This window comes from Micromonospora sp. NPDC023888 (assembly GCF_040639415.1).
Taxonomy (GTDB): Bacteria; Actinomycetota; Actinomycetes; order Mycobacteriales; family Micromonosporaceae; genus Micromonospora.
The window spans coordinates 86,860-108,609 of sequence record NZ_JBEZZW010000005.1 but is presented as its reverse complement, the minus strand read 5'-3'; the positions used below and the strand labels follow the sequence as shown (position 1 = coordinate 108,609).

At 71.0% G+C, this 21,750-nt stretch carries 15 protein-coding genes; 13 read left to right on the top strand and 2 right to left on the bottom strand.

The window, feature by feature from the left end:
• Nucleotides 1-17: 17 nt before the first annotated feature.
• Nucleotides 18-797 carry a hypothetical protein gene (locus AB0F61_RS06270; RefSeq protein WP_357803818.1) on the bottom strand — a complete coding sequence of 260 codons (780 nt, stop codon included), beginning with the start codon at nucleotides 795-797 and terminating at the stop codon, nucleotides 18-20.
• A gap of 125 nt (nucleotides 798-922) precedes the next feature.
• On the opposite strand from AB0F61_RS06270, the gene AB0F61_RS06265 reads away from it, so the two are divergent.
• Nucleotides 923-1,579, top strand: coding sequence for an HAD family hydrolase (locus AB0F61_RS06265; RefSeq protein ID WP_357803817.1), 657 nt, complete (start codon nucleotides 923-925; stop codon nucleotides 1,577-1,579).
• Between the two features lie 308 nt (nucleotides 1,580-1,887).
• Here AB0F61_RS06265 and AB0F61_RS06260 read toward each other — a convergent pair whose 3' ends face one another.
• Nucleotides 1,888-4,593, bottom strand: a complete 2,706-nt coding sequence (locus tag AB0F61_RS06260) for a glucosidase (RefSeq protein WP_357803816.1) — start codon at nucleotides 4,591-4,593, stop codon at nucleotides 1,888-1,890.
• 42 nt (nucleotides 4,594-4,635) lie between these two features.
• On the opposite strand from AB0F61_RS06260, the gene AB0F61_RS06255 reads away from it, so the two are divergent.
• From AB0F61_RS06255 to AB0F61_RS06200, 12 genes are all read left to right on the top strand, one after another.
• Nucleotides 4,636-6,579: an amylo-alpha-1,6-glucosidase gene (locus AB0F61_RS06255; RefSeq protein WP_357803814.1), complete on the top strand. Its 1,944-nt coding sequence runs from the start codon at nucleotides 4,636-4,638 to the stop codon at nucleotides 6,577-6,579.
• Between the two features lie 138 nt (nucleotides 6,580-6,717).
• Nucleotides 6,718-8,052 carry a glycosyltransferase family 4 protein gene (locus AB0F61_RS06250; RefSeq protein ID WP_357803812.1) on the top strand — a complete coding sequence of 445 codons (1,335 nt, stop codon included), beginning with the start codon at nucleotides 6,718-6,720 and terminating at the stop codon, nucleotides 8,050-8,052.
• 83 nt (nucleotides 8,053-8,135) lie between these two features.
• Nucleotides 8,136-9,860 carry a serine/threonine-protein kinase gene (locus AB0F61_RS06245; RefSeq protein ID WP_357803810.1) on the top strand — a complete coding sequence of 575 codons (1,725 nt, stop codon included), beginning with the start codon at nucleotides 8,136-8,138 and terminating at the stop codon, nucleotides 9,858-9,860.
• A gap of 128 nt (nucleotides 9,861-9,988) precedes the next feature.
• Complete coding sequence (locus AB0F61_RS06240; protein WP_357804122.1) at nucleotides 9,989-11,611, top strand: protein kinase; 1,623 nt, start codon at nucleotides 9,989-9,991, stop codon at nucleotides 11,609-11,611.
• 103 nt (nucleotides 11,612-11,714) lie between these two features.
• Nucleotides 11,715-12,524, top strand: coding sequence for a metal-dependent hydrolase (locus AB0F61_RS06235; protein ID WP_357803809.1), 810 nt, complete (start codon nucleotides 11,715-11,717; stop codon nucleotides 12,522-12,524).
• Nucleotides 12,521-13,432, top strand: a complete 912-nt coding sequence (locus tag AB0F61_RS06230; protein WP_357803806.1) for an amidohydrolase family protein — start codon at nucleotides 12,521-12,523, stop codon at nucleotides 13,430-13,432. Before AB0F61_RS06235 ends, AB0F61_RS06230 begins: the two co-directional genes overlap by 4 nt.
• A 294-nt stretch (nucleotides 13,433-13,726) precedes the next feature.
• A complete protein-coding gene (locus AB0F61_RS06225; RefSeq protein ID WP_357804119.1) occupies nucleotides 13,727-14,758 on the top strand; it encodes a LacI family DNA-binding transcriptional regulator in 1,032 nt (343 codons plus the stop codon).
• A gap of 77 nt (nucleotides 14,759-14,835) precedes the next feature.
• Nucleotides 14,836-16,140 (top strand): extracellular solute-binding protein, encoded by a 1,305-nt coding sequence (locus tag AB0F61_RS06220; protein WP_357803804.1) that lies wholly within the window; start codon nucleotides 14,836-14,838, stop codon nucleotides 16,138-16,140.
• A 67-nt stretch (nucleotides 16,141-16,207) separates the two neighbouring features.
• A complete protein-coding gene (locus tag AB0F61_RS06215; protein ID WP_357803803.1) occupies nucleotides 16,208-17,176 on the top strand; it encodes a sugar ABC transporter permease in 969 nt (322 codons plus the stop codon).
• 1 nt (nucleotide 17,177) lies between these two features.
• On the top strand, nucleotides 17,178-18,065 hold the full coding sequence (locus AB0F61_RS06210; RefSeq protein ID WP_357803802.1) for a carbohydrate ABC transporter permease: 888 nt from the start codon (nucleotides 17,178-17,180) through the stop codon (nucleotides 18,063-18,065).
• Nucleotides 18,062-20,293 carry an alpha-xylosidase gene (gene yicI / locus AB0F61_RS06205; RefSeq protein ID WP_357803800.1) on the top strand — a complete coding sequence of 744 codons (2,232 nt, stop codon included), beginning with the start codon at nucleotides 18,062-18,064 and terminating at the stop codon, nucleotides 20,291-20,293. The genes AB0F61_RS06210 and yicI overlap by 4 nt, the downstream gene beginning before the upstream one ends.
• A complete protein-coding gene (locus AB0F61_RS06200; RefSeq protein WP_357803799.1) occupies nucleotides 20,290-21,699 on the top strand; it encodes a GH1 family beta-glucosidase in 1,410 nt (469 codons plus the stop codon). The genes yicI and AB0F61_RS06200 overlap by 4 nt, the downstream gene beginning before the upstream one ends.
• Nucleotides 21,700-21,750: the final 51 nt, after the last annotated feature.

The window sequence follows — 21,750 nt, the reverse complement described above, 5'->3', positions numbered from 1 at the left end:
GCGCACTCGGCAGCGGATTACGGGTGATCCGAGGGTGCGGGCAGACAGAGGCCGGGCTCGCCGCCCTGCGGGACGTAGGAGTGCCTCGACGGCTGCAGTGCCCGGCTACAGATCGTGCACCAGTCGTCCCGTTCGCCGATCTCACTGAGCTGGTCGAGCACGCCGGACAACCCCTCTCTCGTCCGGGAGAAGCACCGCAACACCCAGTAGTCATTCCCGGCGGGCCAGCCACGAAGCGAGAGGTGCGCCGCAACCTCGCCGTCGTACCACCAACGATCGGCTGGGCCGGTGGCCTCGCGCACCTCGGGGACACCGCCCAGGGTGACCGCCGGCGACACCAGGGTCGCCGTCTCGTAGGTGAGCGTGACGTGCGGCCAGAGCTGCACCTCCGCCAGGAGCGCGTGCTTCTCGAGCCGCTGCTCCACGGCGCGGTCGATCAGCCGGTACGGCCAGTTGCCCGGGGCCATGGCGGTCCGCCCGTCGAGCAGGACATCGAGGCCCCACGTCCAGGCCCCATCGAGGACTGCCGGGAACATCCACCCTAGGTCGGAAGTCCAGCGGAAGTACGCCTCACCCTCCAGGCCGTACTCCATGTGGTTGCTGCCCGGCCTGAGCCGGTAGGCGAGCCCGCCATAGCGCTCCTCGAACGCGACGGCGACCGCGACCAGCTCGTCGGGCACCACGGCCAGCGGTCCGTCCGGTCCGTCCCCACTCGCCAACCGCCGGATCTGCTCGACCGGGGTGCTCGGCCACCGCTCCCCATGCGCGCCGAGGAAACGGGCCACCCTGGCTGACACCGTCGAATCGTCCAGTACATGCACCGGCACACGGTACGACGTGAGCGCCCACGCCATCGCCCCATGTCCACAAGCGACGGCCGCGTCTATGCTGCACCGACATCACCACCGGGGGCGGGGGCACAGTGATAACCGCGGTTTTCTTCGATGTTGGCGGGACGATCCTCGACGAGTCCCGTGAGTTCGAGACCTGGGCCGACTGGTTCGGAGTGCCACGGCACACGCTCTCGGCCGTCCTCGGTTCGGTGATCGCCAGAGGTCTGGACTACCAGGAGACGTTCCGGGCCTTCCGACCCGACTTCGACCTCGACACCGAGCTTGAACGCCGGGCCGCCGCGGGCAAGGCGGAGTCGTTCGGCGAGGAGGATCTCTACCCCGACGCGCGGGAATGCCTGACCTCACTGAAGGAACAGGGCCTACTCCTGGGCCTGGCCGGCAACCAGCCAGCGCACGCCGAGGCGACCCTGCACGCCCTCGACCTCCCCGTGGACGTGATCGGCACGTCGCACGGCTGGGGGGTGGCGAAACCGTCACCGGCCTTCTTCGAGCGGGTCGTTCAAGCCGGCGGCGGCGACGCGTCGTCGATCCTGTACGTCGGCGACCGGCCCGACAACGACGTACGCCCAGCCCAGGAGGTCGGGATGCGGACGTGCCTGATCCGGCGCGGTCCGTGGGGTCACATCCTCGACCTCCCCGACGTGGCCGCGCAGTCGCTCTTCCGCATCGACTCGCTTGACGAGCTGCCGAGCCTGGTCGCGAAGCACAACGCGGCAGGCGGTTAGCGCCCTCGACCGTTCGGCCCGCCACCGGACCAGAGCAGAAGCAGCACCTCGCCGAGCCACGAACATCGCGCCACGGCAGCGTCGGAAGGCCCATCGCCCGTGCCCGTGCCCATGCCCATGTCCAGCGCCGATGCCTGCGCCCGCGCCCCTGCCTCCAAGATCCGAGCAGTTTCCCTGATGTTGCTGCCTCCAGCGGCCGGGAGGCAGCAACATCAGGGAACTTGTGCGGATCTTGCGGCGCGACGCGGCGGGGGCGCGACGCGGACCTCCGCTCCCGCATGGGTTGGAGGGGTGTGCGGGGTGGGCGGTCAGCGGCGCAGGGTGAGGATCAGGTCGGCCACCAGGGCTGTCCAGCCGGTCTGGTGCCAGGCGCCCAGGCCGGCACCGTTGTCGCCGTGGAAGTACTCGGGAAACGCGATCAGGTCGCGCCAGTCCGGGTGGGTCTGGAACATCTGAGCGGCACCGTAGATGGGCCGTCGACCCCAGTCGTCCTGGGTGAAGAGCGAGATCAGCCGGGCCGAGAGGTCGTCGGCGATCTCGTCGAGCGTGCGTTTCACCCCGGAGCGGGTCGGATATTCCACCTGGAGGTCGTCGCCGAAGAACGCCGCGTAGTCGCGTAGGGCGCTGATCAGGAGGAAGTTCGTCGGCATCCAGATCGGTCCGCGCCAGTTCGAGTTGCCGCCGAACAGTCCGCTCGTCGACTCGGCCGGCTCGTAGCCGACGGAGAACTCCTGCCCGCCGAGGGTGACCGAGAACGGCTTGTCCAGGTGCGCTCGGGACAGCGTCCGCAGGCCGAAGTCGGAGAGAAACTCGTCGGGGTCGAGCATCCGGGCGAGCAGCCGGACCACCTGCTCCTGGCCGACCATGGACAGCAGTCGCTGCTGCCGACCGTCCGGGCCGAGGCGGCGGGTGCCGATCACCTTCGCGTACTCCGGGCGGTTGGTGAGGAACCAGCGCAACCGCGCGCCCAGCTCCGGTAGGCGGTGCAGGGTCTTCGCGGTGAGCCGGGTGGTCGCGGCCAACGGCAGCAGCCCGACCACGGAACGGACCTTCAGCGGCACCTTCGTGCCGTCGGCGAGACGCAGCACGTCGTAGAAGAACGCGTCCTCGTCGTCCCACAACCCCTGCTCGTACGCGGCGGCGGCGATGTAGAGGAAGTGCTCGAAGAACTTGGTGGCGGTGTCCACCCAGGTCCGGTCGTGCTCGGCGAGGACGATGGCCATGTCCAGCAGGTTGAGCGCGTACATGGCCATCCAGCCGGTGCCGTCGGACTGCTCCAGCACGCCGGCCACCGGCAGCGCCGCCGACCTGTCGAACGGCCCGACGTTGTCCAGTCCGAGGAAACCGCCCTCGAAGACGTTGTTGCCGCCGGTGTCCTTGCGGTTGACCCACCAGGTGAAGTTGAGCAGCAGCTTGTGCATCACCCGGGCCAGGAACTCGTAGTCGCGCCCTCCGTCGATCTCGAACACCTTCAGCGCCGCCCACGCGTGCACGGGCGGGTTCACGTCACCGAACGCCCACTCGTACGCCGGGATCTGCCCGTTGGGGTGCAGGTACCACTCGCGCAGCAGGAGCAGCAGTTGCTCCTTGGCGAAGCCCGGGTCGACCCGGGCGATGCTCACGCAGTGGAAGGCCAGGTCCCAGGCCGCGTACCAGGGATATTCCCAGGGGTCGGGCATGGAGATGATGTCGAAGCTGGTCATGTGCCACCAGGCGCTGTTGCGCCCGTGTCGACGCCCGGCCGGCGGTGTCGAGCCCGGGTCGCCTTCGAGCCAGCGTTTGACGTCGAAGTGGTAGAACTGCTTGCCCCACATCAGCCCGGCGATGGCCTGCCGGGCCACCAGCGCCTCGTCGGGCGTGGCGGCCGGTGGGATCACGCCGGCGAAGAACCGGTTCGCCTCGGCCCGCCGCGCCCACACCACGGCCTCGAAGCCCTCGCTGAGGTCGGCCGGGGGCGGCGGTGCGGCGGCCGGCGGCGACGCGGTACGGGTCAGCCGCAGCCGGATCTGGCGCTGCCCGCCGGCCGGCACGTCGAGCACGTAGTGCAGGGCGCCCTTGGTGCCCTCGCGCGCGGGGTTGACGGTGTCCGCCCCGTTGACCACGTGGTCGTTGATGCCGTCCTTGGGATACGGCGAGCGGCCGGGCAGGCCCCAGAGCCGTTCGGCGTTCGTGTCGTTGTCGCAGAGCAGCGGCACCGGGCCGCCGTCACCTTCGAGCAGCAGTTGGCCGAGCACCCGGTGCTCGCCGACGAGCCGGGTGCCCTGGCCGGTCAGTCGGGGGATGCGGTCGCCGCCGGGCAGGCCCCAGGCCCAGGTGTTGCGGAACCACAGGGTGGGCAGCACGTGCAGGGTCGCCGCCTGGTCGCCCCGGTTGGTGACGGTCACCACCATGCAGAGGTCGGTCGGGGACGCCTTGGCGTAGTCGACGGTCACCGCCCAGTACCTGTCGTCGTCGAAGATCCCGGTGTCGACGAGCTCGTACTCGGTGTCGTCGCGGCCACGCAACGCGTTCACCGCGACGAGTTCGTCGTACGGGAAGGCGGCCTGCGGGTAGTGGTAGCGCCAGCGCATCCAGGAGTGGGTGGGCGTGGAGTCCTCGTACCACCAGTACTCCTTGACGTCCTCACCGTGGTTGCCGCTGTCGCCGCCGAGGCCGAACATCCGTTCCTTGAGGATCGGGTCCTTGCCGTTCCACAGCGCGAGGGCGAAGGCGAACGTCTGTCGTTCGTCGCAGACGCCGGCCATCCCGTCTTCGTTCCACCGGTAGGCTCTGGACCGCGCGTGGTCATGCGGGAAGTAGTCCCAGGCCGTACCGTGCTCGCTGTAGTCCTCCCGTACCGTCCCCCACGCCCGTTCGGACAGATAGGGACCCCATGCGCGCCAGTCCTGCTCCCCCGAGTCGGCCTGAGCGAGCCGGAGCCGCTCGGCGTCGGGTGGCGAGGCGTCGGAGGACGATCGGTCAGTGATCACGTGCACATCTTTGACGTCGCCGCGGTACTTGACCACAGCGGCCATTCTCGTCGTGGCGTGTTACACCCCGCCGCCGGTGGAGGAAAGTTGATTGACATTCACTTCGGCCCGCAGCTCTGCGGCGATCTGACCAGCGCGGCCAGCCGGGAGTGGCTGGTTCCCGACGGTCTCGGCGGATATGCGATGGGCACCGTCGCCGGGCTGCGGACCCGGCGCTACCACGGTCTGCTCGTTGTCCCCGGCGAAACCCCGGCGTCCCGCAACGTGGGACTGGTCAGTCTGGACCCGGCGGTCACCCTGCCGTCCGGGGCGCGGGTCCGGCTCGGCGCGCACGAGTGGTCCTCCGGGGACGTGGACCCGCGCGGCTTCGAGCTGTTGGAACGCTTCGACCTGGTCGACGGGCTACCCCGGTGGCGGTGGCGGATCGGCGCGGTGGTGATCGAGCGGGAGGTGGCGATGCTGCCCGGCCGCTCCTGCGTGGCGGTGGTACACCGGCTGGTCGCCGGCGGACCCGTCCGGCTGGAGTTGTCCGCTGCCTGCACCTGGCGCGACGCGCACGGCGAGCGGCGGGCCGACGGCCCGACCCCGCAGGTCGAGTCGGTGGCCGGCGGCGCGGTGGTCGAGGGCGCGTACCGGCTGGCCGGCCCGGGGTGGTCGCCCGAGGGCCAGTGGTGGCTGGGCGTGCACCACCGCGAGGAGGCCAACCGGGGCCTGCACCCGGACGAGGACCTCTGGTACGCGGGGCGTTTCGTCGGCGAACTGGACCGCCCCGGCGACACGGTGTCGGTGCGGGCCTGGGCCGATCCGCTCGACCTGGAGCCACCGGCGGCGGAGGAGATCGTGGCGACGGCCCGGCGGCGCAACCGTCAGGTGGTGGCGACGGCGAAGCCGGCTGACGACGTGGAGGCCACCCTGGCGCTGGCCGCCGACGCGTTCGTGGTGCGCACCGACGACGCGGCGGTGGATGTGGTCGCCGGCTACCCCTGGTTCGGGGCCTGGTCCCGGGACACGATGATCTCGTACGAGGGGTTGTTCCTCTGCACCGGACGGGCCGACCTGGGCCGGGCACTGCTGCGGTCGTACGCCGCGACGCTGTCCGAGGGGATGCTGGCCAACACGGCCGACACCGGTCGGGTGGAGTACAACACCGTCGATGGCACGTTGTGGTTCCTGCACGCGGTGAGCCGGCACGTCACGGTCACCGGTGACACCGATCTGGGCGACGAGTTGCTGCCCGCGCTGCGTGCGGTGATCGACGCTCACACCGCCGGCACCCGGTACGGGATCCACGTCGACCCGGCCGACGGGCTGCTCAGCCAGGGTGCCGCCGGCACCGCGCTGACCTGGATGGATGCCCGGGTGTACGGGGTGCCGGTCACCCCGCGTACCGGCAAGCCGGTCGAGGTCAACGCGTTGTGGATCAACGGGCTGGCTGGGCTCGCCGAGCTGACCGAGCTGGCCGGGCAGAACGCCGACGAGCTGTGGCGACGGCACGGGCAGGCGACCGCCTCGTTCCGGGAGCGTTTCCCGGCGCCGACCGGCTGGCTGCACGACGTGCTTGACGCGCCCGCGCCGGCGTACCCGCTGGGCGGCGCGGCCCTGCACGACGACGACGCGTTGCGTCCCAACCAGTTGCTGGCCTGGTCTCTGCCGTTCGCGCCGCTGGAGCCGGACGAGGCGACGCTGCGCCGCGTCGCGGACGGGCTGCTCACCCCGCTCGGGCCGCGCAGCCTCGCCCCGGATTCGCCGGAGTTCGTGGGCCGGCACCGGGGTGGCCCCGCCGAGCGCGACGGGGGCTACCACCAGGGCACGGTGTGGCCGTGGCTGCTCGGCCCCTATGTCGACGCCGCCCGCCGGGGGAAGATGTCAGTCGATGACACGTTCGTTGGGATTGAGTCACATCTGACCGAATATGGACTAGGCTCGGTAAGCGAGACGGCCGACGGCCTCGCGCCGCACGCCGCGACCGGCTGCCCCTTCCAGGCGTGGTCGGTGGCCGAGCTGCTGCGGGTGCGCCGAAAGGGCCAGTAGCGCTTTACACGACCGCAACGGTGGTGTCGCCGCCGGTTATCTCGGTCCCGGCAGGATTGGCCCCGATCCAGACGCGACGGCGACATCGACTTCCGGTGTCGGTCGGCGCGCGCCCGGGGACAACTCAAAGGGGGCCGCATGTCACCCGACGCCCACGTGATCGACATCCACCCCGCCCGGCGGCTCCGGGTGCTGATGCTGTCCTGGGAGTACCCGCCGGTGCTCGTCGGCGGCCTCGGCCGACACGTGCACGCACTCTCCGTCGCGCTCGCCGCCGCCGGCCACGAGGTCACCGTCGTCACCCGCCACACCGACGGCGCACCCATGGAGGAGTACGCCGACGGCGTGCGCATCCTGCGCGCCCCCGAAGACCCGGTGACGTTCCCCCTCGCCACCAGCTCCCTGCTGGCCTGGACCATGGCCTTCAACCACACCCTCACCCGCACCGCACTGCGCGCCACCCAGGCCGGCGCCTACGACGTCATCCACGCCCACGACTGGCTCGTCGCCCACACCGCCATCTCCCTGGCCGAGCACCTGGACCTGCCCCTGGTCACCACCATGCACGCCACCGAGGCGGGCCGGCACCAGGGCTGGCTGCCCGAGGAGATGAACCGCACCATCCACGGCGTCGAGCAGTGGCTCAGCAACGAGTCCGGCCGGGTGATCGTCTGCTCCGGCTACATGCGTGAGCAGGTGAAGGCCCTGTTCGACATCCCGACCACCCAGATCGACGTGGTGCCCAACGGGGTCGACGGCCGGGCCTGGCGGGCGCGTCCGCGGGCGGTCGCGTCGGCCCGCGCCCGGTTCGCCGGGGACGGCCCGTTGATCGGGTACGCGGGACGGCTGGTCTACGAGAAGGGCGTCCAGCACCTGGTGCACGCGGTGCCGCGGCTGCGCGAGCGGCACCCGGGTCTGCGCGTGGTGATCGCCGGCGACGGCCCGTACCGGCCCGAGTTGGAAGCCCAGGCCCGGCGGCTGGCGCTCTGCTCGACGGTCCGGTTCACCGGTTTCCTCGACTCCACCCAACTGCCGGCGATGCTCGGCGCCACCGACGCGACAGTGGTGCCCAGCCTCTATGAGCCGTTCGGCATGGTGGCGCTGGAGGCGGCAGCCGCCGGGGCCCCACTGGCGGTGGCCCGCACCGGCGGCCTCGCCGAGATCGTGGAGTCCGGCGTGACCGGGGTGACGTTCCCGCACAGCGACCCGGACGCGCTCGCCGGCGCGGTCGGTCAACTGCTCGACGACGAGGTCTTCGCGCGTCGGGTGGCGCGCCGGGCCCGCACCATGGTCGGCGAACAGTACGGGTGGACCACGATCGCCGCCCGCACGGCCGCCAGCTACGCCGCGGCCCGCCGGGAGCACGACCCGCTCCAGGCCCGGCGCGCCTCCGCCGGACTGGCTGGTGGACGTGCCCGGATCGCCATCCCGGAGGGCAATCTGCTGGCACGCGTCGACCACGCCGCCTGCTGAGCCGAGTCGGACTATCGATAGGTGACTCCCGATCCGCTGGTTAGGGTGTAGCCCGGACAGCGGCTGAGGAGGAGCGTGCGTAGGTGCTGATCGCCGGTCGGTACCGGCTGCTCGACCTGCTGGGGCGCGGGGGCATGGGCCGGGTGTGGCTGGCCCGCGACGAGATGCTGCACCGCGACGTCGCGGTCAAGGAGATCGTGCCGCCGACGTGGCTGGCCGACCACGACCGGGCCGAACTGCGCTCGCGCACCCTGCGGGAGGCGCGCGCCGCGGCCCGGCTCAACCACCCCGCAGTGGTCCGGCTCTACGACGTCATCCCGGTCGACGGCAGCCCGTGGATCGTGATGGAGTACGTCCCGTCCCGCACGTTGCAGGACGTGGTGGACGCCGAAGGGCCACTGGAGCCGTCCCACGCCGCCCGGATCGGCCTCGCCGTCCTCGACGCGCTGCACGCCGCGCACACCGCCGGGGTGCTGCACCGCGACATCAAGCCCCAGAACGTGCTGGTGGCGCACGACGGGCGGGTGATGCTCGCCGACTTCGGGCTGGCCACCTTCGACGGCGGCGACGGCGTGACGACCCGCCCCGGCATGGTCTTCGGCTCCCCGCAGTACGTCGCCCCGGAGCGCGCGGCCGAGGGGGCGTCCACGGTCGCCGCCGACCTGTGGTCCCTCGGGGCGACCCTGCACGCCGCCGTGGAGGGCCGCTCCCCGTACGCCCGCAGCACCGCGATGGCCACCCTGAGCGCACTTGCCGCCGGACCGCCGGACCCGGCCCCGCACGCCGGGGCGCTCGCGCCGGTACTCGCGGGGTTGCTGCGCCGCGACCCGCGCGACCGCCTCGACCACGACGCGGCCCGCCGGTTGCTACTCAGGGCCGCGACCGGCCACACCGACGCGCCCCCGGCGTCGGGTTCGGCGGCGTCGTCGGGGTCGGCGGTCCGGCGAGACCCGGCGACTGGCGAATCGTCCGCAGCGACCGACGAGCCCGCCGGCCAGGAGCCCACCATTCCGTTACCCCAGCCCGGTCAGGCCGCCGGAGCGGGAGATGCGGTTGCGGTGCTCCCCGGAGCGAAGGGACGGCGCACGACGCGGCGGGCCACGCTGGTCGCCGTGTCACTACTGGTGGCCGTGGCGGCCGGCGTCGGCACCGCGCTGGCGGTCACCGCTGACCAGCCCACCGACACCGTCGCCCGACCCTCCACCCCACCGCCGTACGCCCCACCCGACGGCGGCGGCCGGGACGGGCCGCACGGTCCCGGCCCCGACCGTCACCGACCGCCACCCGGCGGGCCCGGTGTGGCCCCACCACCGTTCGCCTGCGTCCGCCCGGACGTCGGCGGCGCGCCGGTGCCGGCCCGCGCGCCGGGCCCCGGCGAACGGTTCCGGCCGCCGTCCGGCTGGGTCTGGCACGCCGACACCGCCGGCTTCCGGGTTTCCGTGCCGGCGACCTGGCACTACTTCCGCGACGGGGTGGTGGCCTGTTTCCAGGACCCGGCGACCGGCCGGGCGTTCAGCGTCGCCACGGGCGGTGCCGCCGATCCGTTGGTCGGGCTGCGGGCGGTCCGCGACGCGGCGGCCGGGGCCGGGGCACTGCCGGAGTACGACGAGATCCGACTCGCCGCGAGCGACGGCGGCGCGGAGTGGGAGTGCCGCTGGCGGGCACCGGACGGGCCACTGCTGCACGCTCGGCAACTCGTCGCCGGCGCCGACCCCTGGACGTTGGGTTGGATCACCGCCGACGAGGACTGGGCGGCGGCCGACGCCGACTGGGCAGTGGTGCGAAAGAGTTTCCGACCACCCCGCTGACCTGCACCGTACGGCCATGATCCGGACCACCGTCCGGCGTGGATCGAGGCCGCTCAGCGGATGAGAAGGCGGGCACCTGTGGTTATCGTGTAACACGGGGTGACCAAGGGGGAGCGACCGTGCATCAGATGCTGATCGCGGGTCGGTACCGGCTGCTCGACCTGGTCGGCACCGGCGGGATGGGTCGGGTGTGGCTTGCTCGCGACGAGATGCTGCACCGCGACGTCGCGGTGAAGGAGGTCGTGCCGCCGTCCTGGCTGACCGAGGCCGAACGCGAGGAGTCACGGCTGCGGACGCTGCGCGAGGCACGCACCGCTGCCCGGCTCAACCACCCGAACGTGGTGCGCATCTACGACGTCGTGCACGACCGGGAGAGCCCGTGGATCGTGATGGAGTACGTGCCGTCCCGGTCGGTGCAGCAGATCATCAGCACCGAGGGGCCCCTGAGCCCGCAGCGCACCGCCCAGATCGGGCTGGCGGTGCTTGCCGCACTGCGGGCCGCGCACGCCGCCGGGGTGCTGCACCGTGATGTGAAACCGCACAACGTGCTTGTCGCCGACGACGGGCGGGTGGTGCTCACCGACTTCGGGCTGGCCACCTTCGACGGTGGAGAGGGTGCGATGACCGGGCCGGGCACGGTGCTCGGCTCGCCGCAGTTCGTCGCGCCGGAGCGGGCCCGCGAAGGGCTGTCTGATCCGCGTACCGACCTGTGGTCGCTCGGCGCGACGCTCTACGCGACGGTCGAGGGGCAGTCCCCGTACGCCCGGTCCAGCGCGATGGCGACCCTCAGCGCGCTCGCCACCGACCCACCGGATCCGATGCGCCGCGCCGGCCCGTTGCGCCCCGCGCTCACCGGCCTGCTGCAACGCGACCCCTGGCGGCGGTTGACCGCCACCGAGGTGGAGCCACTGCTGCGCAGCGCCGCGGCGGCCCCCGAGCAGCCGGTCGGGCCGACGCCGTCCTCGGCGGTGGCCGCGGTACGCAGCGCGAGCCGGGCCATCCTGCCCGAGCCGGTCGACCCGCACGTAGCGTCCGGCGATTCGCCCGCACCGGCTCCCCCGCCGGGTACCCGACCCGGCAGGCGGCGTCTGATCGTTGTGGGCGCAGCGGCCATCGCCCTGCTCGTCGCCGGGGGTGTGACGCTGGCACTTGTCGACCGCACCTCCGAGCGGACACCACCGTCGGGGTCGGGAGGCGGCGCGCCGACCGCCCGGCCGGCCGCGTTCGCCTGCGCGGCGCCACCGCCACCACCACCGACGTCCACTCCGGTCGCCTCGATGTCGCCTCCGGCGGACGCGCCGTACCGACTGCGCGAGGGCTGGACCTGGCACGACGACCCGACCGGGTTTCGGATTGCCGTGCCGGTGGGCTGGGCGCGCTGGACCGAGGGGGCGGTGACCTGCTTCCGGGAACAGGACGGCGCCCGGGTGCTCAGCGTCGAGGCAGGGCCGGCGCGGGCCGACCCGGTGGCGTACTGGAAGGCCGAGGAGGCCCGGCTCACCACCGGCGACGCGCTACTGAACGGCTACCGCCGGGTGGACATCTCCGCGATGGACATCTTCGAGGGCGGCGCGGTCTGGGAGTGCGGCTGGGAGAACGCCGCCGGCGACCAGTTGCACAGTTTCCGGTTGCTGGCCAACACCTCGGCCGAACGTTCCTACACCGTCTCGTGGTTGACAAAAGAGTTCGACTGGCAGGTCAACGCGGCATACTTGCCGATGATCCGGCAGAGCTTCACCCCCGCGATGTGACCCGGTCCGATGTGGACCTTCCGGGTGATGCCCCTGCGGCGCCGACGCTTACTACAGTGGCGTAGTTTTGGGCGCTCAAGATCCCTGGGGAGGGTGAGCCGAGATGATGGGACCGCAACACGCGCTGTCCGGCGCGGCGGCGTGGTTGGCCGGGTCCTGGGCACTGGACCAGTTCGCCGACTATCACCAGTCGCCGCTGGCGTTGGCGGTGGGCACCGCGGTGTGCGCCGGTGGCGCGCTCTTTCCCGACCTCGACATGTCGGGCAAGGTGACCAAGAACCAGGGTGGAGCCACTGTGGCGCGCACCTTCGGCGTCTTCTCGCTCTTCGCCGCCGAGGTGATGGAGAAGATCTCGCTCGGGGTCTACTACGCCACGAAGCTCAGCAAGGACCCGCGTCGCAACAACGGGCACCGGACGCTGACCCACACGCTGCCGTTCACCCTGCTGGTCGGCTGGGGCACCACCGCGCTCTGCGCGGCGTACGGCAAGTGGGCGGTCATCACCATCCTGTTCTTCATGTTCGGCCTGGCGCTGCGCGGGCTGTTCGACGAGTGGGCCGAACGCGCCGGATGGGTGATCATCACCCTCGCGTCGGCCGGGGCCGCCTGGTTCACCTTCGCCAACCTGCCGGGTGGTCGCGGCTATCCGCTCATCGGCACGGCCCTGGGCGTGGGCTGCTTCGTGCACATCCTCGGCGACATGATCACCAGAGCGGGCGTGCCGATCCTCTGGCCGATCCCGATCAAGCGGCGGATGTGGATGATGATCGGCCTACCGAACAGCATCGCCCTGCGGGTCGGCAGCAAGGCCGAGGTGGTCGGGATGCGCATCGCACTGACCGTCGTGTCGGCGCTCGCCACGGTCGGCCTGATCGCGCCCTCGGTGCTGAGCCGGTTCGACATCGAGATATGACCGACCCGGTGCCGGAGCCGCCGCCGCCAGCCGCCGACGCGTGGGTGCCGGAGTTCTGGCGCGGGCTGGGGCTGCCCGGGCTGGCCGACGTGCACGTGCACTTCCTACCGCCGCGCCTGCTGCGCCGGATCTGGGCGTACTTCGACGCGGCCGGCCCGCTGGTCGGCACCGAGTGGCCGATCCGGTACCGGTGGAGCGACGCCGAGCGGGTCGCGTACCTGCACCGTCTCGGCGTGCGGGCGTTCAGCGCCCTGGCGTACGCCCATCGGCCGGGCATGGCCGCGGACCTGAACCGGTGGTCGCTTGACTTCGCCCGGGTCACCCCGGGCTGCCTGCCCTCGGCCACCTTCTTCCCGGAACCGGACGCGCCCGCGTACGTCGAGGCGGCGCTTGCCGACGGGGCCCGGGTGTTCAAGGTGCACGTCCAGGTCGGCGGCTTCGCGCCGACGGATCCGGCGCTGGACCAGGTGTGGGGGATGCTGTCCGACGCGGGTGTGCCGGTGGTGGTGCACGCCGGCCACGCACCCGTGGGCACCGCGCACACCGGCCCGGAGCAGTTCGGCGAGCTGCTGGCCCGCCATCCTCGGCTGCCCGCGGTGGTGGCGCACCTCGGCGCCCCGGACTATCTGGCGTTCATGGATCTCGCGGAGGCGTACGAGCGGGTCCGGCTGGACACCACGATGGCCTTCACGCCCTTCTTCGAGCAGTTCGTCCCCTTCCCCGACGACGAACTGCCCCGGCTGCGTGAGCTGGGATTGTCCGGCAAGGTGCTGCTGGGCAGCGACTTCCCCAACATTCCCTACCCGTACGCCGACCAACTCACCGGGTTGGCCCGGCTGGAGCTGGGCGACGACTGGCTACGCGCGGTCTGCTGGCACAACGCCGCCGCACTGTTCGACCTGGCCTGACCCGACATCACTGAGCAAGATCCGCGCAACTACCGGGTAGTTGCTGCCTCCCGCGCGCCGGAGGCAGCAACATCAGGGAAGCTGCGCGCCTCTCCGGGACGCACCAGCGGCAGCGCTCGGCCTGTGGGAGGGACGGGCGCGGGCGTCGCGTGACCGCTGAAGTCTTTTCGACATCGGCTATTGACGTCGCCGTAACAGGTGGCCTAGCGTCCTGTCGAACCGCTTCGTCGAAGCGTTTCGACGACCAGGCGGGAGCGATCCCACCCCCGGCCAGAGGAGGTACGCGTGGCTACCATGCACGACGTCGCCCGCCTCGCGCAGGTCTCGGTCAGCACCGTCTCGTACGTGCTCACCGGCGCTCGGCCGATCTCCCAGGCCACCCGGGACAAGGTGCTCGCCGCGATGGCCGAGCTCGACTACCAGCCCAACGCGATGGCCCGTGGCCTGGCCAGCCGGCGCAGCCGGATCCTCGGCCTGCTGATGCCGATGGACGAGCGCGGCCTGGGCGCCACCGAAACCGCCTTCGTCACCGGTGCCGCCTCGGCGGCCAGCGCCGCCGGCTACCACCTGGTGCTCTCACCGGTCGGCGGTGGCGATCTCGACGACCTGCGTCGGCTGGCCACCCAGCGGATGCTCGACGGCGTCGTGCTGATGGAGGTCCAGCTCGCCGACGAGCGCGTCACCGTGCTCCAGGAGGCCGGCGTACCGCTGGTCCTGATCGGTCGGACCGGCGACACCAGCGCGCTCTCCTACGTCGACATCGACTTCGACCAGACCGTCCGGGAGGCCGTCGCGCACCTGGTCGGCCTCGGGCACCGGCGGATCGTCTACGTCAACCACTCGGCCGCGACGCTGACCAGCGGTTACGGGCCCGCGCTGCGTACCCGGGACGCCTTCGTCGCGGCGATGACCGGACACGGTCTCGACCCGCTGATGATCGCGGCCGAGGACAGCGCCGCCGGCGGTCGCGCGGCCCTGGCCGACGCGTTCGCCCAGGCCCCGGAGCTGACCGCCGTGCTGGCCATGAACGAGACCGCGATCTTCGGCATTCTCGGCGAGCTGACCGGCCGCGGGTTGTCGGTGCCCGACGACGTCTCCGTCGTCTCGATGGTCACCTCGCCGCAGGTCGCCGAGCTGGCGACCCCGGCGCTCACCGCGATGACGTCACCCGGTTCGGCACTGGGCCGGATGGCGATCGAGGCGCTGGTGCGCCACCTGGACGGCGACGGCAGCCGGCTCCACCAGCAACTACTGCCGTGCTCGCTGGAGATCCGGGGCTCGACAGCCGCGCCACGAAGCCGCCAACTCATGGGGGCTGACAAGTAGAAACGGCCCGCCGCCGCGCGGCAACGCGACGACGGGCCCGATGCAGTACCGCTAGATACTCAACGAGGAGGATAGTAATGCAGCGATTCCGCCGGATCGTCGCCGCGCTCGCCCTGGCGGCGACCGCGACGACCACCGTGGCCGCCTGCGGCGGTGGCGACAACGGGGACGACAGCGACGCCAAGACCCTCAAGCTCTGGCACTACGAGAGCGAGAACAGCGCCATGGGGGTCGGCTGGAACCGGGCCATCGAGATCTTCAAGACCGAGCACCCGGGCGTCGAGGTGCGCTTCGAGCGTAAGGCGTTCGAGCAGATCCAGCAGAACGCCGGCATGATCATCAACTCGTCCGAAGGCCCGGACATCATGGAGTACAACAAGGGCAACGCGACCGCCGGCCTGCTCTCCACCCAGGGCCTGCTCTCCGACCTGAGCGCCGAGGCCGACAAGCGGGGCTGGGCCGGCAAGCTCAGCCCCAGCCTGCAGACCACCGCCCGGTACAGCGACAAGGGTGTGATGGGCTCGGGCAAGTGGTTCGGCGTGCCGAACTACGGCGAGTACGTCACTGTCTACTACAACAAGGACCTGTTCCAGCGCAACGGCGTCAAGGTGCCGACCAGCATGGCCGAGATGACCGCCGCGATGGACACCTTCGTCGGCAAGGGCGTCACCCCGCTGGGCATGGCCGGCGCCGAGTACCCGGCCGGGCAGCTCTTCTACCAGCTCGCCCTGTCCAAGGGCGACCGGCAGTTCGTCGACAACTACCAGCTCTACAAGAACCCGGTCGACTTCAAGGCCGACCCGCTCAAGTACGGCGCGGACACCTTCGCCGAGTGGGTGCGCAAGGGCTACGTCGCCAAGAACTCGGCAAGTCTCAAGGCCGAGGACATGGGCACCGCCTTCATCGGCGGCAAGGTTCCGATGATCGTCTCGGGTAGCTGGTGGTACGGCCGGTTCAAGACCGAGATGAAGGCCAACTGGGACACCTTCCTCTTCCCCGGCAACACCCTGCAGGCCGGCTCCTCCGGCAACCTGTGGGTGGTCCCGGAGAACAGCAAGGCCAAGAGCCTGGCGTACGACTTCATCGACATCACCCTGCGTCCGGAGATCCAGGACCTGATCGGCAACAACGGTGGTGTCCCGGTCGCCGCCGACGCGTCGAAGATCGCCGACCCGAAGGACCGCAAGCTGATCGAGGACTTCAACACGGTCAGCAAGTCCGACGGGCTCGCCTTCTACCCGGACTGGCCGGTCCCCGGTTTCTACGACGTGCTGGTCTCCGGCTTCCAGGCCCTGATCAACGGGTCGAAGACTCCCGACCAGGTCCTCGACACGATCGCCAAGCCGTACGCCGATGGCGTCAAGGAGATCACCAGCAAGTGACACGGCGAGCGGCGGGCGCGACCGGCACGACCGGCGCGCCCGCCCGCCCCGCCGGGAAGGATCTTCCATGGCAGTCTCCGAGACCGTCGCCGCCACACCGCCGGCCGCGACGCCCACCCCGCCCCCGCCCAGCCGCAGACGCCGCGGCCGCGATGCGGCGTACTGGCTCTACCTGCTCCCCGGAGCGGTGCTCTTCGTCCTGGTCATCGGCGCGCCGCTGATCGGCACCCTCTACCTGTCGCTCACCAAGTGGTCGGGCATCGGCGACCCCCGGTGGGTCGGCCTGGACAACTACCAGCAGTTGTTGCAGGACGACGTGTTCTGGGCGTCGTTCCGCAACACCGTCTGGATGATCGTCGCGATGGTGGTGGTGCCCACACTGCTCGGGCTGCTGCTCGCCGCGGTGCTCTTCGACGTCATCGGTCGCCGGTTCAAGCCGCGCACCGCCGCCGCGCTGCGGGCCGCGTTCTACCTCCCGCAGGTGCTGCCCGTCGTGGTGGCCGGCATCGTCTGGGGCTGGATCCTGCGCCCCGACGGGGCGTTCAACAGCCTGCTCGACGCGGTCGGACTCGGCGCGCTACGCCACGACTGGCTCGGCGACCCGGGCACCGCCCTGCCGGCCGTGATGGCGGTGATGATCTGGGTGCAGATCGGCTACCCGGTGGTCGTCTTCATGGCGGCGCTGCAACGGGTCGACCCCGAGTTGTACGAGGCGGCCGAGGTCGACGGCGCGAACTGGCTGCACCGGTTCCGTGCGATCACCCTCCCGCAGATCCGGCCGGAGACCTTCGTGGTGGCACTGACCTGCACCATCGCCGCGCTGAAGGTGTTCGGGCCGATCTTCGCCCTGACCCGGGGCGGCCCGGACAATGCCACGAACGTGCCGTCCTACTTCGCGTACTACACGTTCTTCAAGAAGTTGCAGGTCGGCTACGGCTCCGCGATCTCCACGGTGTTGACACTGATCATCGTTCTGGTGGCCGTGGTCTTCATCTGGATGCAGGCGCGCAGCGAGCGCCGGGACCGGGGGATCTGACATGGCCGTCACACTGACACCGAGCCCTGCGCCGGTCGCGCCGCGCCGGCAGGTACCCGATCGACACCACCGCGGCGTCAGCCGCTGGGTGGTGCTCGCCCTGGTCGTCCTCGGCGCGCTGGTCATGCTCGTGCCGTTCGCGTTCATGCTGCTCAACGCGTTCAAGTCGCCCGGTGACTACTCGTCGGGTGGCCCACTGAGCTGGCCGAGCGAGTTCTACACCAAGGGTCTGCGCACGTACTGGACCACTGTGAACTTCCCGCTCAAGCTCTGGAACTCGGCGCTCATCGCCGGCTCGGTGGCCGTGCTCGGCGTCGCCGTGTCACTGCTCAACGCGTACGCCCTGGGCATCGGCCGGGTCCGTGGCCGGCTCTGGATCGTCGGGTTGTTCCTGCTCGCCAACATGCTGCCGCAGGAGGCGTTGATCTACCCGCTGTACTACGCGGCCAAGGAGGTCGGGCTCTACAACACCAGACTCGCGGTGATCATCATCTTCACGGTGATCCAGAGCGCGTTCGGCACCTACCTGCTCGCCTCGGTGCTCGGCACGTTCCCCCGCTCGCTGCTGGAGGCGGCGGCGCTGGACGGCGCCGGCAAGTGGACGGTGCTGTGGCGGGTGGTCTTCCCCAACCTGCGCCCCACCCTCTCCGTGCTGCTCATCTTCTTCTTCATCTGGACGTGGAACGAGTTCCTCATCCCGCTGGTCATGCTGATCGACAACCAGACGCAGACCATCCCGGTGGCGCTCGCGTCGCTTCAGGGTGACCGGCTGATGGACGCTCCGACCACGAACGCCGGCGCCCTGATCAGCCTGGTGCCGGCCATCCTCTTCTTCCTCATCTTCCAGCGCACCCTGGCGCGCGGCATCACGGCAGGAGCCGAGAAGTGAAGTTCACCGACGGGTACTGGCAACTGCGCCCCGGTGTCAGCGTCCTACGCCCCGGCGTCGTGGAGTCGGTCGAGCCGGACGAGCGCGGCTTCACCGTCTTCGCGCCGACCGGTCAGATCACCGGTCGCGGTGACACCCTGAACCGGCCCCTGGTCACCGTCCGGTTCTTCTCCCCCGCCCCGGGCGTCGTCGGGGTGACGATCGCCCACCACACCGGTGGGCTGCCCCGCGAGCCGCACTTCGGGCTGAGCACCGACGAGTCGCACCCGGTCGTCGTCGACGTCACCGGGCTCAGCGCGACGCTGACCACCGGTGAGCTGACCGCGCGGGTCGCGCTCGTCGACGGGTGGCGGGTCGAGTTCCTGCACGGCGACCGGGTGGTCACCGCGTCCACCGCCCGCAGCGTCGGCGTCGTCACCGACGCCGAGGGCCGCCGCCACGTGCACGAGCGGCTCGCCCTCGGTGTCGGTGAGACGGTGTACGGGTTGGGTGAGCGCTTCGGCCCGTTCGTGAAGAACGGGCAGACCGTCGACATCTGGAACGCCGACGGGGGCACCGCCAGCGAGCAGGCGTACAAGAACGTGCCGTTCTATCTCAGCAGCGCCGGCTACGGGGTGTTCGTGGACCACCCGGAGCACGTGTCGTTCGAGGTCGGCTCCGAGGTGGTCGCGCAGACCCAGTTCAGCGTCGAGGGGCAGTCACTGACCTACTACGTCATCGACGGGCCCACACCGAAGGACGTGCTGCGCCGCTACACCGCGCTCACCGGCCGCCCGGCCCGGGTCCCCGCCTGGTCGTACGGGCTGTGGCTGTCCACGTCGTTCACCACCTCGTACGACGAGAAGACGGTGACCGAGTTCGTCGACGGGATGGCCGAGCGCGGGCTGCCGCTGTCGGTGTTCCACTTCGACTGCTTCTGGATGCGCCAGTTCCACTGGGTCGACTTCGTCTGGGACCCGGCGACCTTCCCGGACCCGGAGGGCATGCTGCGCCGGCTGCACGAGCGTGACCTGAAGGTGTGCGTCTGGATCAACCCGTACATCGCGCAGCGGTCGTACCTCTTCGAGGAGGGCCGCGAGGCCGGCTACCTGGTCCGCAACCCGGACGGGTCGGTCTGGCAGTGGGACAAGTGGCAGGCCGGCATGGCGCTCGTCGACTTCACCAACCCGGACGCGGTGCGCTGGTTCACCGGCAAGCTCAAGGCCCTGCTCGACATGGGCGTCGACTGCTTCAAGACCGACTTCGGCGAGCGCATCCCGACCGACGTGGTGTGGCACGACGGCTCGGACCCGCAGCGGATGCACAACTACTACTCCTACCTCTACAACAAGGCGGTCTTCGAGCTGCTGGAGACCGAACGCGGCGAGGGCGAGGCGGTGCTGTTCGCCCGCTCGGCCACCACCGGCGGGCAGCAGTTCCCCGTGCACTGGGGTGGCGACTGCGAGTCGACGTTCGTCGCGATGGCCGAGTCACTGCGCGGCGGGTTGTCCCTGGCCGCGTCCGGCTTCGGCTACTGGAGCCACGACATCGGCGGCTTCGAGGGCACCCCCGATCCGGCGGTGTTCAAGCGGTGGGTCGCCTTCGGGTTGCTCTCCTCGCACTCCCGGCTGCACGGCTCGGGGTCGTACCGGGTGCCGTGGGCGTTCGACGACGAGGCCGTCGACGTGCTGCGGCACTTCACCCGGCTCAAGCTCGGCCTGATGCCGTACCTGGCGGCCGCCGCGCAGGAGGCGCACCGCGACGGTACGCCGGTGATGCGCCCGATGTTCCTGGAGTTCCCGCACGATCCGGCCACGGCACACCTGGACCGGCAGTACATGCTCGGCCCGGACGTGCTTGTCGCGCCGGTGTTCAGCGCCGACGGCACCGTCACCTACTACGTGCCCGCCGGCACCTGGACGCACCTGGTCAGCGGCGCTCAGGTCACCGGCCCGGCGTGGGTGACCGAGAAGCACGCGGTCGACAGCCTGCCGGTGTTGGCCCGGCCCGGCGCGGTCATCCCGTTCGGCTCCCGCACCGACCGACCGGACTACGAGTGGGCCGACGATGTGCGGCTGCGGTTGTACGCACCGGCGGAGGGGCAGCGGACCCGGGTACGGGTACCGTCACCCGGGGACGGGCCGGGCGCCGAGTTCGACGTGCGCTACGAGGCGGCGACGGCCAGTGTCGAACTGGTTGCCGGCGCCTCGACGGGCTACAGCTGCGAGATCCAGGGGACGGAACGATGACGCGACACCACTTCCCGGAGAGCTTCGTCTGGGGGTCGGCGACGGCGGCGTACCAGATCGAGGGTGCGGTCACGGAGGACGGTCGCGGACCGTCCATCTGGGACACCTACAGCCACACACCGGGTCGGACGTTGAACGGCGACACCGGCGACGTGGCCGCCGACCACTACCACCGGTGGGCCGACGACCTCGGGCACATCGCCGATCTGGGGCTCAGCGCGTACCGTTTCTCGATCTCCTGGCCGCGGGTGCAGCCGGGCGGCTCGGGCCGCTTCAACCAGGCCGGCATCGACTTCTACTCGCGGTTGGTGGACGGTCTGCTGGAGCGGGGCATCCGCCCGGTGGCGACGATGTACCACTGGGACCTGCCGCAGGAGCTGGAGGACGCCGGTGGCTGGGCGGCGCGGGAGACCGCGCTGCGCTTCCAGGAGTACGCGGCAGGCATCGTCGGCGCGCTTGGCGACCGGGTGCACACCTGGACGACGCTCAACGAGCCGTGGTGCTCGGCGTACCTGGGCTACGCCTCCGGTGTGCATGCTCCGGGTCGTACCGAGCCGGCGGCGGCGCTGGCCGCGGTGCACCACCTCAACCTCGCGCACGGGCTGGCCGGTCGGGTGGTCCGGGAGCTGGCTCCGGCCGCCGAGCTGTCGGTGACGTTGAACCTGCACGTCATCCGGGGCGCGTCGGACTCGGAGGCGGACCGGGACGCGGTGCGGCGGATCGACGCGTTGGCGAACCGCGCGTTCCTCGGCCCGATGCTGGACGGGGAGTACCCGGCCGATCTGCTCGCCGACACCGCATCCGTCACCGACTGGTCGTTCGTCCGGGCGGGTGACGAGAAGCTGATCGCGGTACCGCTGGACGTGCTCGGGGTCAACTACTACTCGAGCACCCTGGTCCGGGCCTGGGACGGTGTGTCGGCCCGGTCCGACGCCGACGGGCACGGTGCCTCGACCTCGACGCCGTGGGTCGCCGCCGACAACGTCGACTTCCTGCCGCAGCCCGGCCCGTACACGGCGATGGGGTGGAACATCGACCCGCCGGCCCTGACGGAGCTGCTGCTACGCCTGCACCGCGAGTACCCCAGCCAGCCCATGATGATCACCGAGAACGGCGCGGCGTTCGACGACGTGGTGTCGGCCGACGGGCGGATCCACGACGACCGGCGGATCGACTACCTGCGTCGGCACATCGGCGCGATGGCCGACGCCCGCGCGCAGGGCGCCGACGTGCGCGGCTACTTCGTCTGGTCGCTGCTTGACAACTTCGAGTGGGGTTACGGCTACGACCGCCGCTTCGGGATCATCCGGGTCGACTACGACACCCAGGTCCGTACCTGGAAGGACAGCGCCCACTGGTACCAGCGGCTCGCCGAGACCGGAAAGCTGGACTCGGCGCAGGACTGACTCGACCGCACGTTGATGGTGGGCCCAGGACCTTGCCCTGGGCCCACCATC

Coding starts and splice junctions, on each gene's coding strand:
- AB0F61_RS06260 (WP_357803816.1), bottom strand. CDS start 4,593: ATGGCCGCTGTGGTCAAGTACCGCGGCGACGTCAAAGATGTGCACGTG.
- AB0F61_RS06250 (WP_357803812.1), top strand. CDS start 6,718: ATGTCACCCGACGCCCACGTGATCGACATCCACCCCGCCCGGCGGCTC.
- AB0F61_RS06240 (WP_357804122.1), top strand. CDS start 9,989: ATGCTGATCGCGGGTCGGTACCGGCTGCTCGACCTGGTCGGCACCGGC.
- AB0F61_RS06235 (WP_357803809.1), top strand. CDS start 11,715: ATGATGGGACCGCAACACGCGCTGTCCGGCGCGGCGGCGTGGTTGGCC.
- AB0F61_RS06230 (WP_357803806.1), top strand. CDS start 12,521: ATGACCGACCCGGTGCCGGAGCCGCCGCCGCCAGCCGCCGACGCGTGG.
- AB0F61_RS06225 (WP_357804119.1), top strand. CDS start 13,727: ATGCACGACGTCGCCCGCCTCGCGCAGGTCTCGGTCAGCACCGTCTCG.
- AB0F61_RS06220 (WP_357803804.1), top strand. CDS start 14,836: ATGCAGCGATTCCGCCGGATCGTCGCCGCGCTCGCCCTGGCGGCGACC.
- AB0F61_RS06215 (WP_357803803.1), top strand. CDS start 16,208: ATGGCAGTCTCCGAGACCGTCGCCGCCACACCGCCGGCCGCGACGCCC.
- AB0F61_RS06210 (WP_357803802.1), top strand. CDS start 17,178: ATGGCCGTCACACTGACACCGAGCCCTGCGCCGGTCGCGCCGCGCCGG.
- AB0F61_RS06200 (WP_357803799.1), top strand. CDS start 20,290: ATGACGCGACACCACTTCCCGGAGAGCTTCGTCTGGGGGTCGGCGACG.